At 37.9% G+C, this 13,278-nt stretch carries 10 protein-coding genes; 5 read left to right on the top strand and 5 right to left on the bottom strand.

Annotated elements, in window-relative coordinates; translation table 11 throughout:
- Nucleotides 1-67: 67 nt before the first annotated feature.
- A complete protein-coding gene (gene cspE, locus CIK00_RS07910) occupies nt 68-277 on the bottom strand; it encodes a transcription antiterminator/RNA stability regulator CspE (RefSeq protein ID WP_101768352.1) in 210 nt (69 codons plus the stop codon).
- Between the two features lie 542 nt (nt 278-819).
- Between cspE and CIK00_RS07905 the strand changes: the two genes are divergently transcribed.
- The gene (locus tag CIK00_RS07905; protein ID WP_101768351.1) at nt 820-1,134 is read left to right on the top strand and encodes a DUF496 family protein; all 315 of its coding nucleotides are present in this window, start codon (nt 820-822) and stop codon (nt 1,132-1,134) included.
- 432 nt (nt 1,135-1,566) lie between these two features.
- Here the strand turns inward: CIK00_RS07905 and rsmF are convergent, their stop codons facing one another.
- The 4 genes from rsmF to CIK00_RS07885 form a co-directional block, all read right to left on the bottom strand.
- A complete protein-coding gene (gene rsmF, locus CIK00_RS07900) occupies nt 1,567-2,997 on the bottom strand; it encodes a 16S rRNA (cytosine(1407)-C(5))-methyltransferase RsmF (protein ID WP_101768350.1) in 1,431 nt (476 codons plus the stop codon).
- Nucleotides 2,998-3,201: 204 nt separating this feature from the next.
- Nucleotides 3,202-5,829 carry an MlaD family protein gene (locus CIK00_RS07895; RefSeq protein WP_101768349.1) on the bottom strand — a complete coding sequence of 876 codons (2,628 nt, stop codon included), beginning with the start codon at nt 5,827-5,829 and terminating at the stop codon, nt 3,202-3,204.
- On the bottom strand, nt 5,810-7,006 hold the full coding sequence (locus tag CIK00_RS07890; RefSeq protein ID WP_101768348.1) for a paraquat-inducible protein A: 1,197 nt from the start codon (nt 7,004-7,006) through the stop codon (nt 5,810-5,812). The genes CIK00_RS07895 and CIK00_RS07890 overlap by 20 nt, the downstream gene beginning before the upstream one ends.
- Nucleotides 7,007-7,123: 117 nt before the next feature.
- On the bottom strand, nt 7,124-8,956 hold the full coding sequence (locus CIK00_RS07885; protein ID WP_101768456.1) for an ABC transporter ATP-binding protein: 1,833 nt from the start codon (nt 8,954-8,956) through the stop codon (nt 7,124-7,126).
- 86 nt (nt 8,957-9,042) lie between these two features.
- Here CIK00_RS07885 and CIK00_RS07880 point away from each other — a divergent pair, with 86 nt between their 5' ends.
- The 4 genes from CIK00_RS07880 (at nt 9,043) to CIK00_RS07865 (ending at nt 13,193) form a co-directional block, all read left to right on the top strand.
- On the top strand, nt 9,043-9,501 hold the full coding sequence (locus CIK00_RS07880) for a GAF domain-containing protein (RefSeq protein ID WP_101768347.1): 459 nt from the start codon (nt 9,043-9,045) through the stop codon (nt 9,499-9,501).
- Between the two features lie 109 nt (nt 9,502-9,610).
- Nucleotides 9,611-10,243, top strand: coding sequence for an RNA chaperone ProQ (gene proQ / locus CIK00_RS07875; protein ID WP_101768346.1), 633 nt, complete (start codon nt 9,611-9,613; stop codon nt 10,241-10,243).
- A 17-nt stretch (nt 10,244-10,260) separates the two neighbouring features.
- A complete protein-coding gene (prc, locus tag CIK00_RS07870) occupies nt 10,261-12,264 on the top strand; it encodes a carboxy terminal-processing peptidase (RefSeq protein ID WP_101768345.1) in 2,004 nt (667 codons plus the stop codon).
- Nucleotides 12,265-12,527: 263 nt separating this feature from the next.
- A complete protein-coding gene (locus tag CIK00_RS07865) occupies nt 12,528-13,193 on the top strand; it encodes a lipocalin-like domain-containing protein (protein WP_101768344.1) in 666 nt (221 codons plus the stop codon).
- Nucleotides 13,194-13,278: the final 85 nt, after the last annotated feature.

The following is a 13,278-nucleotide window of genomic DNA, read 5'->3' as shown; positions in this document are numbered from 1 at the left end:
TGTAGTTTGAATTGAAAGAAAGGGCTGAATAAGCCCTTTGTTTTTGTAGATATTTAAGGTTAATTTATTAAGCTCTTTCAACATTTGTTGCTTGAAGACCTTTAGGACCTTGCTCTGTTTCGTAAGACACTTTTTGGCCTTCAGCTAAGGTTTTAAAGCCATCACCACTAATCGCACGGAAGTGTACAAATACATCAGCACCGCCGTCATCTTGAGTGATAAAACCAAACCCTTTTTCTTCGTTAAACCACTTAACGGTACCTGTTGCTTTTGACATGTTGTCTCCTGATCAATCTATTCATCACACGGTATAGCCAATATTTGATTACGGAGCGATTTGAGTGTTGAACTCTGTTGCTGATCATGAAGATGACAGCGAAGATATCCTTGTTCAGATTGCTTAATTGTAAATAAGTACTGGTCTACTATGAAGACTAGGCGCTGATCGGTAATTTGCAAATCAAATTGATTATTTTTGTGAGTAAAAGAAAGAATAATCGTGGTGTCATTATTCTTTCTTGGATATTTCACTTAAATGTCTTGTGTATCGATAATAATCTCAAATATTTCTTGAACGAAATCAAAGCAAATAATAATAGAAAGAGCATAATTCAGACAAGAAGGAACCTTTAAGCGTATGTTAACGCACCACCTAGACGATAATCTTCGGGTATTACTTGAGTTTACAGCGGATTTTCTGATATAACGATTTTAGAAAAGAACTGAGACTCGACGGTTATGTACTAGGAAGTGCATTTTTCCTAATTATTAGCATTAAATCAGTTTCATAAGGCTTTATTTTCAGACTAAGGACAAAACATGAACAACATCCTTGAACTTGTTCGTCAGGCTCGTCGTAAAAACAAACTTAAACGCGAAATTTTAGATAATGACCGTAAAGTTCGTGATAACCGTAAGCGTGTAGAATTACTAGAAAACATGTTGGATTATATCAAAGTAGATATGACCCATGATCAAATTTTAGAAATCATTGAAAATATGAAAAACGATTATGAAGATCGTGTTGATGATCATATTATTATTAGTGCAGAGCTATCTAAAGAACGCCGTGACGTTAGTAAAAACGTTAAAGATCTTAGAAAAGCAGAAATCACAGCGCATAAACATAATTAATTTTATGATTGTTATCTGATCAAGGCCTGAGCAATATGCTCAGGTTTTTTTTTACCTATTTCTAACTTAGCTCTAATGTTACAACTGTAAATTTTCAATTCTATGATGAATAATCAGAATTACGTTGTCATTTTACGGTGAGTATCTGTGACGGGAGGTGAGAGGGTATTAATGGTTATATTCTTGATTAATTGAGCATGTTTAACAAGGGTGTTAGAAAAGGGAAAAGTGTGCAAAAAAAGAGCCCGAAACGATTCCTGTGTCGGGCTTAGGGGAATGGCTCAGTGACGAGCCTTACGCTAACTGGCTTATATTTGGAATTTGATTACACTATCAATATTAGTTTAGCTTTGATGATTTTCCAGTTTTTATAAAAAATAATTATTGGTTTCATCAATAAAGTACTAATAGTTATCAGAATCTTGGATTTGATCAAATATCAAATAGATTCGTATCGCGTACCAATTCACGAGGTAAGCCATTTTTGATACGATTTCCAACCCATTTTCCGATACCAATAGGGTAATCACGGTAAGTAACGATTACTTCGCCTTTACCTGTTAGATCTTCTGGACGAATATCTCGCCCCATAAACCACTCTTTGGCTTGTGGTGCGGTTAACTCGATGGCAACTGACTCATGACCTGTTGCAAGCGTCATGATCGCCTCATGTTGCCAGCGATAGCCTTTCTTATGTTGTTCAGCAAGCTTAATGCCAATACGTTGGAAGCGAATCTCACCAATTAAGGATTTAATTTGTGTTGGGAATAACCACACTTCTTTATCACGTAACCAAATATCACTGTTAGCCGATAAACTAATATTAAGATCAATATTCAATTGTTCAGCAATCAGTTGTTGTTCATCGGCTTTAACTTGATTGAATGGGAATTTACCCATGCGTTTGTTAACTGGATCAGTATCAACAGAGGCATGTTTGCGAATGCGGGCAACAAAGAAGCCTTCGCTATCAAAAACCTGAGGATAAACGTGCAAGAATCCTTCAGTTGTTAATGCTTTTTGTGCGCCTTCAAATAAATCCCCTAAAGATTCAAATTCAACAGCATCACCAAAGGTTTCTTTAAGGTAATAACAGACTTCTTGGTTTTCACGCTGGTTAAGGGTACAGGTTGAATACACCATAACGCCGCCTGGTTTTAATGCTTGGAATGCACTAACGATTAACTTGCGTTGTACTGCGGCAATTTCATCGATGGATTCAAGGCTCCAGTTGGCCATGGCATCGTCATCTTTACGAATAGCGCCTTCACCAGAACAGGGGGCGTCGAGTAAAATAGAGTCAAACGCTTCAGGTGCCCATGTGCCGAACACACAGCCATCAAAATGTGTTAATGCTGCGTTATGAACACCACAACGTTGCAGATTAGCGTGTAATATTTTAATTCGGCTTGCGGCAAGTTCATTGGCCACTAATGCGCCTTTGTTTTGCATTGCACAAGCAATTTGAGTTGTTTTAGAACCCGGTGCTGATGCCATATCAAGAACGCAATCAAGGGCGTCATTGTTATCAAGTAAAGCGGTAACCGGCATCATTGAGCTGGCTTCTTGAATATAAAACAATCCAGCCATATGCTCGGCAGTATTACCTAATGAAACGCTCTTTTCATCCTCACGTTTGATCCAAAACCCCGTATCACACCAAGGAACAGGGGTTAACGTCCAATCTTTATCAGCAACGCGAGTAAGAAAATCGGCCACACTTATTTTTAGTGTATTAACGCGAATGCTGCGACGTAACGGCGTTTTACAACAGCTAATAAACTCATCAATACTCAGGTTTTCTGGCATTGTATGCTTGATGAGATCAATAAAAGCGTCAGGAATATAGATATTAGGATGCAAGGTAGCACTCTCTGTCAAACTAGCAATGTCGGGATTCTATACTAAATAAGGACAAAATTATATCGGCTATCTATGCTTCTAAGTGGGGGGATAAATAGGGATTTACGCTCACTATTATTTTGTGTACAAAAACCGTGTTTATTAGAGAATAAGCGATCAAAAAAGGAGCATTAGATGCTCCTTTTTTATTTACAGTATCAAGGGTTATTTAATTGGGATCGCGGTGCGCCAATCTAACCATTGTTGGTTAACTTCTTTATTAAGTAGGAAGTGTTTACCTTGTGTTGCTTGTTGCGCCAGAGGGTGAGTTTCTGGTGTTGCAAATGAGATCCCCCCACGCAGTAAGCTATCAAACGTTCCTGCTTTTACTTTCGCGCCAGTAAGACCGACATCGACATTTAATCCAGAAGCATTCCAGAATATACTGTTAGCTCGAACAAGGTGACGATACTTTTGTTCAATTTGAACCGTAATTAAAACACGATCAGCCAATGCACCTAATGTAACTTTAACGACTTGGCCAACTTGAATATCACGATAAAGAAGTGGTGTCCCTTCACTAACCGATCCGCGATCTTCACTTTCAAGAATAAAGGTTTTCCCTGCATCAAATAATTCAGCTGAACCTAATTTGAAATTATGAGAACTTGCACCGTTACCGGGTTGTACTGCAATGTATGAGCTTAATAATGAGTCTAAGTTTTCACTGCCACTTAAACTTATTTTTGGTTTTACCATCCAGAAATAGCTATTTTTACGTGCGATTACTTTTGCATATTGAGGGAATAAGCGTGCTGTTACGGTGACGTTATTACGCTCAAAGTTTGGTTCAATATTATCAACTTTACCAATAACAACACCTTGATATTTAATCGCGGTTGATTTTGATATAGAACGGGCATCATCAGCCGTTAAGGTGATCATTATGCCAAAATGTTGAGCATCGCCTAAGCTTGAGTAAAGCTTATAGTCATTGCCTGAACGATTAACGACACCGTTAATGGAATCAAATGCGATACCGCCTTTTAATAATGTTGATAGGGGATCGGCTTTGATTTTAACACCATTAAGGCCAGCCTCGACTTCAATGCCTGAACGGTTCCAGAAAACAGTATTGTTATCAATTAAATGGCGATATTTTTGTTGTATATTAGCTTTTATCTCAACTCCTGATGTTTTAAGCGCAAAACTGGTGATTTCACCAACTTGTAAATTACGATAAAGCACTGGGCTGCCTTCAGATATTGGCGGTAAGTTTTTTGCTACAAGTGTAATAGAGGTAAAGCCTTTTAATTTTTCATCGGCAAGTTTAGCTAACTGTCTATTTTTGAATAGAGAATAGCTTTTTTTGATGCCCGGTTTCCCGCTAGCTGTAAAGCTTATTGCACTACTTATTAATTGATCTGCTGCGGGAATGGAAACATCAATACCATTGTTACTAATATTAGCTTCAATACCGCCATCAATAAAGAAACGGCTATGAGAGCGAACTAAATGGGTATATTGCGGCTGAATTAATGCATCAAATCGAACCTGATCACCATCGAGTGTTACCGTTGTAATATGGCCAACATCGATGCCACGATAGCGCAATGTAGTGCCTGATTTTACACCATAACTTTTATCTGCATAAAGTGAGAAAATAGCAACGCCTGGTTGTTGTTCTTCCAGTGTGTTTTGAGTTATAGCGGTAAAATGACGTGCTTTGTTACCATCACCAGGAATTAACCGTAAGTAATTGCCGCGTACAAGATTACCGATATTTTTCACACCAGAAAGTGAAACGTGTGCTTCTTCGAGTAATAATCGGGAACCGCTGTTGAGTAAATCACTCATACTGGGTTCTATTGCAGCATGGGCTATGATTTTATTGGTTTTGTCATCCAGTTTTAAATTGGAAATTTTACCAATTTGTAAGCCTCGATACATAATCGGAGCGCCTGAATTGCTGACATTATTATTATCTGGCAGAGTGATGGTGATCGCTATTCCACGACCTGCAGTATTAATATTAGAGTAGAGGTTAAATAAATGCCCCTCATCAATTGGTTTACCTTCATCGGGTGAATCGAAGGCAATGGCTCCGGCAATGAGTGCCGAGAGGCTTTCAAATTGAACATTAACACCATTAAAGCCTATATTGGCATTCACACCACTGACATTCCAAAAGCGACTTTTGTTCGTTACTAGATTGACATAACGTGGTTTGATGAGTGCGTCAATTAAGACTTCTTTTTTATTGGTACTAAGGGTGTAGTTATAAATTTCACCGACAGGGATCTTTTTATAAAAAATTTGGGAACCAATACTCAGAGATCCTAAATTAGGGGCTTTTAATTGTAGGGTTAAGCCATTATGTTCTGGCATATTTGCAGGTTGATTTTCTAGCGCGGTAAATTTTGTTGCAAATTCACCAGAACCGGGTTGAAGAGCAATGTAGTTACCTGACACAAGAGCGTCTAATCCTGAAATGCCGGTAATGGATGCTTTTGGTTTAACTAACCAAAATTGAGTATTTGTGTGTAATGTTTTTACTGCTTCTGGATAAATATCAGCAGAAACATAGATACTTTTAAGATCTTTAGATAATGTCACATCACGCACGATACCCACTTCTAAACCTTGATAACGAATAGTCGTTCGGCCTGCAACTAAACCGACAGCATCATTAAAGTGAATTTGAATACGTTCACCGCCTTCATTAATGGCTTTATATAATAACCAGCCAGCGACAATGATCGCGAGTAGGGGTAATAACCATAGTGGTGATAATCCACGATCACGGCGAATATTAACCGGTTGTGGTTGTGTATTATTTGGTTCGTTGTTCATATTTGTCCCAGATTAGACGTGAATCTAAACTCTCAGCTGCTAACATTGTTAATATAACGACCACGGCAAAAGCAATTGCCCCAGGTCCTGGTGTGAAGTCAAGAATTTGTCCACGATCGATTAAAGCGACCATAATCGCTATTACAAACAGATCCATTACGGACCATTTGCCAATCCAATGCACTATTCGGAAAATGCGCATACGTTGTAGACGTTGGTGACGCTGTTTGAATTGAATACATAATAATATATATGCTAACCCAATAATTTTAGCGACAGGAACAACAATACTTGCCACAAAGATAATGATGGCAATACTGATCATTCCTGTTTTTACTAATCCGGCAACGCCTGAAAAAATAGTATCTTCAATCCGTTTACCGTTATTCATAAAGATAGAAATAGGGTAAAGGTTTGCGGGCAAAATGAAAATACTGGCAGTAATAAGATATGCCCATGTTTTCTGTAGTGACTTAGGGACTCGATGATGTAATTGGCTGTCACAACGACGGCAATTGGATAATGCTTCTTGGGTTAATTGGCAGCAATGACAGACTGTGTCGAGCTTATCACTGATATGTTCATCTTCTGGTTGCCATGCATCCCAATAACGACGAACACTGATTTTAGTTAATAATACCGACAATAAAATCTGCATGCTGATTAAACAATATAATCCTATACCCACATAGATTTCTGCCACTTCTTGCACTTTAAAACATGAAATAGCTAAACTGACTAAGAAAACCTCTAGCATTGTCCATTGCTTTAAATGAGAAAGGATCCATAACGACACTTTAAATATATGAAAGTGTCGAAAACGTAATGCGAACTGTGCGCCTAAAACGGCACAGATCAGTAACAACGGTGCAATGGCACTACAAAAAAGAATTAAGATAGCGACAGAAGGGAAGGTGGGAGCAAGTGCTATGGTTCCTGATGCCAACGAGGCTGGGATCATTTGACCGACTAAGCGAATAGTAACTAATGGTAAATTTATTGTAGGGATATAAAGAATAAGACAAGCTAATGCAATCGCTAATTCCGCATTAAAACGCGCAATACCACCACGATAGAGTCGAGTATGGCAACGAGGGCAATAAGCACTATGTCCTTGAGTCGCTGTTGCGGGTAAAACAAGTAAATCGCAGCCTGGGCAGCGTCGAGCCTTCGACATGGTGCGTTTCTTCCTTTAATAATAATGTGTACAAAAGCGCTCATTAAATGGTGAGTAATTTATTGTGAAATGGATACAATAAATACCATCAATGAGCGCCGATCGATACACACTATATTATTTTGCGCTGACGCTGGCTACTGCTTCGTGAGAATCGATATGATGAGAAGATACTTCGGCTGACTGAATTGATCCATAAAGGGTTTGATAAAGCCCTTGTGTATTGACCAACTCTAAGTGTGTGCCTGATTGGCTAACTAAACCATCTTCAAGTACATAAATAATATCAGCTTGTTTTACAGCAGATAAACGATGAGCAACGATTAAGGTCGTTTTGTTTTTTAAAAACGTATTAAGTGCGGTATGCAAAGCAGCTTCTGTTGAGGTATCTAAGGCTGACGTTGCTTCATCGAGAATAACAAACTCAGGATTAGTCAGTATCATGCGTGCAATAGCTAACCGTTGGCGTTGCCCTCCTGATAAGCGAATACCTTGGCGACCAATTTCAGTATTTAAACCGTGAGTCAGACGTTCTGTAACATCAGTAAGTTGAGCAATATCTAATGCTTGCCACAGTGCTTCATCACTAAATGACGCGCCAAGGGTTAAGTTATGACGTAACGTTTCATTAAACAATACGGGTTGTTGTAATACTACGGCCATTTTTTCACGCAAGGCTTCATAGCTAACCGCTTCAATAGGATGGTTGTTTATTAAAATATCACCACTGCTTTTTTGATAAATACCTAAGAGTAATTGAATTAAGGTCGATTTACCGCCGCCAGAGGCACCCACTAACGCCACGCGTTTACCCGCTGGAATATCAAGGTTTAAACCACATAACACTTCTTTGTCATTATCATATGAAAAATGTAAGTCACGGATCTTAATCGCAATAGTTTGATCATCATTAAAAGGGTAGACCGTTGCTGGTGGACGGGTTTCTTCTTCAAGTGATAATAAGCTATTAAGACGTTGCATTGCCGCAGCTGCGCCATACCAAGCGAATTGAATACCTAATAATTCTTGAATGGGTCCTAACATAAACCATAGATAACTAAAGACAGCTAACATTTCACCAATGGTTAAATTACTAAATAACACCATCAGCATGGCGGCGGCTCGAAATATCTCAAAACCGATTAAGAATAAGAGAAAGGAAACACGACCAGCGGCTTCTGATTGCCATGCATATTTATCAGCGCTGTGGCGAATATCATTGGCATTACCTTTTAATTGATCTAAAAAATCACGTTCACGGTTAGATGCTCGTAATTGGTAGAGGCCATCTAATACTTCAATTAGGCGATGTTGAAAGACTTCATAAGATTTGTTTTCTTTACTTTTTAAATTCTTAACACGGCTGCCCATCAGTTTAGAGGCATAAACAACAATAGGATTGATGATCAGAATGAAAAGCCCGAGTTTCCAATCTAGCCATAAAAGCACACCGGCAGTACCAATAACGGTTAACAGTCCAATAATAAAGCGGCTTAATGTATCGCCAACGAATTTATCAATTGTTTCGACATCAGTAATAAGGTGAGAGCTAATACCACCACTGCCACGCTCTTCATACTGACACATACTTATACGGCCTAATTTATCAAGTAAATGTTGGCGTAAGTTATAGGTTATGTCTTTTGATACTAATGTGAATTGTCTGCTTTGCAGTATATTCAGTGCCTGACTAAATGTACGCATTAATACGACTAAGACTAATACGAGAAGAATGTAACCTGTTGCATTGTGCCAAGTTGAAGGTAAAAGAGTATTAAGATAAGTAATGCCTTCGCCCGGTTTATGCAATAGAACTTCATCTACCATTAATGGCATTAGAAGTGGAATGGGTACACTGATCAAGGTTGCGATAATTGCAATAATATTTGCAACAATTAATCTTGGTTTATGTAACTTAGCTTGTAGTAGCAACCAAGCCCAATTAATCATAAGATGGTTCTTATCTTTCACGGTGAGAATAATTCCTATTATCAGTATTGTTCTTGCTATTCTAACGGCTATATACGGAGTTATCTATGGAAAAGACAACCGCTTTTTATCATCGCCTTACTCAACAAGCATTAGGGTTAATTGAAGGTGAAACAGATCTTATTGCTAATCTATCTAATATTAGTGCGTTATTAAATATGGAGTTAGAACAAATTAATTGGGTTGGGTTTTATTTGCTAAAACAAGACCAATTAGTGTTAGGTCCATTCCAAGGAAATCCAGCTTGTGTCCGTATCCCTGTCGGACGAGGTGTTTGTGGTACCGCTATTTCTGAGAACAAAGTTCAACGTATCTCAGATGTGCATACTTTTCCTGGGCATATCGCTTGTGACGCTACAAGTAATTCAGAAATCGTTATTCCACTTACTGTGAAAGGAAAATTAATCGGTGTGTTGGATGTTGATAGCCCAAATTTGTCAAGATTTGACCAAAATGATGAACAAGGTCTAGTTTCTTTCGTAGAAGCACTACAAAAAGTACTCTAATTTCATGCTTTCGGTGGTTTTTCCTCGTTAGGTAATTATAATAGCAGCACTATTTCTTTTTGAACAAAGCACAAATAACGAGCAATCCTCGTTTATGTCAGGAAACTCCATGGAAAACTCTGAAAAGTTAACGAACAGTAAAGAAGTTATTGCATACATCGCTGAGCGTTTCCCAAAATGTTTCACTGTTGAAGGTGAAGCTAAGCCACTTAAAATTGGTATCTTCCAAGACCTTGCTGAGTGTCTTAATGAAGATCCAAAAGTAAGCAAGACTCAACTACGTACAGCTTTACGTCAATACACATCTTCTTGGCGTTACCTTCACGGTGTTAAAGCGGGTGTGAACCGTGTTGATCTAGATGGTAATGATTGTGATGTTCTAGAGCAAGAGCACGTTGATCATGCGCTTAAAGCTTTAGAAGAAAGCAAGGCTAAAGTACGCACTCGTCGTAAAGAGCAAGCAATTGCAAAAGCGGCTAAAGAAGGCGAAGCTAAAAAAACACGAGCAAAAACAGCTAAATCTAGTAACACTAAGCCAAAAACAGCTACTATTAAAAAGCAGCCTGTAGAGACGACACGTGCGCTTAATGCTGATGAAGTAATCGTAGGCAAAAATGTTCAAGTGAACATGGGTTCAGGTAACATGCCTGCGACTATTGTTGAAATTAATAAGGACGATGTGCGAGTTCGTTTAAATAATGGTCTAGTAATGGCTGTTAAAACGGAGCACTTGCGTTCATAAAGGAGAATGCGCGACACATGAATTGTCGATTCCGTTTCTCACTGATAGCTGCTGGCATGATGCTAGCAGCTTCGGTTCAAGCCTCTGAGGCTAAGTATGCATCAAGTGATGTGCCGCATCTTGCTCCTGAAAAACAGCATGCCACGGCGAGCACTAGGGTGGCTTCGCGTTATATGCGTTCCCACTATAAGCATTTTACGCTTGATGATCAGTTCTCTGGACAAGTATTCAATCGTTATATTGAAATGCTTGATTATAATAAAAGCTTTCTTAACGTTACAGATGTTGAGCAGTTTGGTAAGTGGAAAAACCAGTTAGATGATCAACTGAAATCAGGGAATACATCAGCTGCGTTTGATATTTTTAACAAAGTTCTTCAACGTCGTTTTGAGCGGTATCAGTTTGCGCTTACGCAATTGAATACTGAAATAAAATTCGATGATAAAGATGACTTTGTTATTGATCGTTCAGAGCTTGAATGGCCTAAAAACGATACTGAATTGAATGAGATTTGGCGACAACGTGTTAAATACGATGCGCTAAATCTTAAGCTTGCAGGAAAGAAGTGGCCTGAAATTCAAAAGACGTTAACTAAACGCTATAACAATGCGATTAAACGTTTAACACAAACACACAGCGAAGATGTATTTCAGTTATATATGAATGCTTTTTCACGTGAGGTCGATCCACATACAAGTTACTTATCGCCGCGCAATGCTGAGCAATTTCAGGCAGAGATGAATCTGTCATTAGAAGGAATTGGTGCAGTATTACAGGTTGAAGATGACTATACCAAAATTCGTTCTTTAGTTGCTGGTGGACCAGCGGCAAGTTCGAAGAAAATTGCAGCAGGCGATCGCATTATTGGCGTAGGTCAAGAAGGCAAGAAAGTTGTTGATGTAATTGGTTGGCGTCTTGACGATGTTGTGCAGTTAATCAAAGGGCCGAAAGGCAGTAAGGTTATTCTGGATATATTACCTGAAGGCAATAATGCAAAGAGTTACACCGTAACTATTGTGCGTGACAAGATTCGTCTTGAAGATCGTGCAGCGAAATCGGAAGTGAAAACTATCGATGGTAAAAAAATTGGTGTACTCGAAATTCCAAGCTTTTATGTGGGACTATCAGAAGACACCAAAAAAGAACTGATCAAATTAAATGATCAGAAAGTTGATGGTGTTGTGATCGACTTACGTAATAATGGCGGTGGAGCATTAACTGAAGCAACTGCATTAACAGGGTTATTCATTTCAAGTGGACCTGTTGTGCAAGTACGAGACAGTTATGGTCGAATTAAAGTGAATGGTGATTCAGATGATCAAATTTCTTTTGATGGGCCATTGACAGTATTAATTAATCGCTATAGCGCATCAGCATCAGAAATTTTTGCTGCTGCGATGCAAGATTATGGACGTGCCATTGTTTTAGGTGAGCAATCTTTTGGTAAAGGTACGGTGCAACAACACCGGTCATTAAATCATCTTTATGATTTATTTGATAAACCATTAGGTCATGTTCAATATACTATTCAAAAATTCTACCGTATTAATGGTGGAAGTACTCAGAATCTAGGTGTTGTGCCTGATATTTCTTTCCCATCAGCGATTGATCCTGCTGAAACGGGAGAGAGTGTTGAAGATAATGCATTACCTTGGGATAGTATAAAGCCAGCAGGTTATAAGAAGTTACATAATTATAATACGCTTGTACCGAGACTAGCAGCTGAACACCAAGCACGTATTAAAGATAATATGGAGTTTGGTTTTATCAATGAAGATATTTCTACCTATAAAAAGGAAAAGGATATCAATACTATTTCATTGAATAAAAAGACACGTGTAGCAGAACAAGATAAAGATGATTCTGATCGTTTAGCCCGTTTAAATAAACGTCAAAAAGCATTAGGTAAAAAACCTTTCGCTGATTTGGATGCGGTGCCAAAAGATTATGAAGCACCTGATGTTTATCTTGATGAAGCTGTCGCGATAACAGCTGATTTTAGTAATCAAAAGCAATCGTAATAATGATTAACGGAATGACATTACAGTGTTGATGTCTCTATTATCAAAGCGCTCTTCGGAGCGCTTTTTTTTATCTTTATTTTTTATCTTTATTTTTTATCTACGCTTTTAGTGTCTTATTATTGAGAGAGAGTAAATTACAAAGTGTGATGTTGCGCATATTTTTCATCGAAAAATAGGTTTCCCAACTAACGTTAAGTATAAGGCCTTTGTAATTAGATAAGGTCAATAAAAACTAAAATGTTAAGCAAGGGGAAATGCGTATGATAAAGACGTTTTATTTTTTTTGGCTATTTATATTAAGCTTGTTTAGTTGTAATGCTGTTGCTGATGATATTACTGAATTTGATTATCCTTTTTTATTAGGCAATTGGTATTGGTTTAGTAATCAAAAAGAAGGTATTGAAAATGAGGGGGAAAGTTATCGAGCAATGCATGTGATGTTTAAATCCGATTATCATTTTTCAATGCGATTATTACGTATTGATGGCAAAGTTGAACAATGGACAGGTAATTATGATATTGATGACACCAATATTACTTTTATCTCAGCAGATGACGATGATCAGATACATACCTATTTACTTAACTATAACCGTTTTGTTCTTGATGGGGCTCAATTCACTAAATTAGCACCTGAACATTTAGCTGGAAACTGGCGGGCAAAAAATATTTCAGGTCAGGATGTTGCTGATAATATTTCAGAGTTTGCCTTATCATTACGGCCAGATTTTTTATTTTCCGTTGAAATATCTAATCAAGCAGGTAAAACAAAACAACATCGTGGTGTGTATTATTTAGAAGACGATCAAATTGTTTTATTATATGAAGAAGGGCAACATGATAGTCGTTTTGTATTAAATGGGCATAATACATTAACGTTGACCAATAAATATTTTGGTATGGAAGCGATATTAAATAGAGAGTAAAAATAATAATGAATGGTATTATTTATGCTAGCGCCAAATAGCAAAAGAGCGAACATTTATTGTTCGCTCTTTTTATTGATAGATG

This window comes from Photobacterium carnosum (assembly GCF_002849605.1).
Taxonomy (GTDB): domain Bacteria; phylum Pseudomonadota; class Gammaproteobacteria; order Enterobacterales; family Vibrionaceae; genus Photobacterium; species Photobacterium carnosum.
The sequence above is the reverse complement of the archived record's forward strand: the minus strand, read 5'-3'. Positions and strand labels throughout refer to the sequence as shown.

Excerpts from the sequence above, each read along its gene's own strand:
- proQ (WP_101768346.1), top strand. The coding sequence starts at position 9,611 with ATGGAAAACTCTGAAAAGTTAACGAACAGTAAAGAAGTTATTGCATAC.
- CIK00_RS07865 (WP_101768344.1), top strand. The coding sequence starts at position 12,528 with ATGATAAAGACGTTTTATTTTTTTTGGCTATTTATATTAAGCTTGTTT.
- cspE (WP_101768352.1), bottom strand. The coding sequence starts at position 277 with ATGTCAAAAGCAACAGGTACCGTTAAGTGGTTTAACGAAGAAAAAGGG.
- prc (WP_101768345.1), top strand. The coding sequence starts at position 10,261 with ATGAATTGTCGATTCCGTTTCTCACTGATAGCTGCTGGCATGATGCTA.
- CIK00_RS07880 (WP_101768347.1), top strand. The coding sequence starts at position 9,043 with ATGGAAAAGACAACCGCTTTTTATCATCGCCTTACTCAACAAGCATTA.
- CIK00_RS07885 (WP_101768456.1), bottom strand. The coding sequence starts at position 8,956 with ATGATTAATTGGGCTTGGTTGCTACTACAAGCTAAGTTACATAAACCA.
- CIK00_RS07905 (WP_101768351.1), top strand. The coding sequence starts at position 820 with ATGAACAACATCCTTGAACTTGTTCGTCAGGCTCGTCGTAAAAACAAA.
- CIK00_RS07895 (WP_101768349.1), bottom strand. The coding sequence starts at position 5,829 with ATGAACAACGAACCAAATAATACACAACCACAACCGGTTAATATTCGC.
- CIK00_RS07890 (WP_101768348.1), bottom strand. The coding sequence starts at position 7,006 with ATGTCGAAGGCTCGACGCTGCCCAGGCTGCGATTTACTTGTTTTACCC.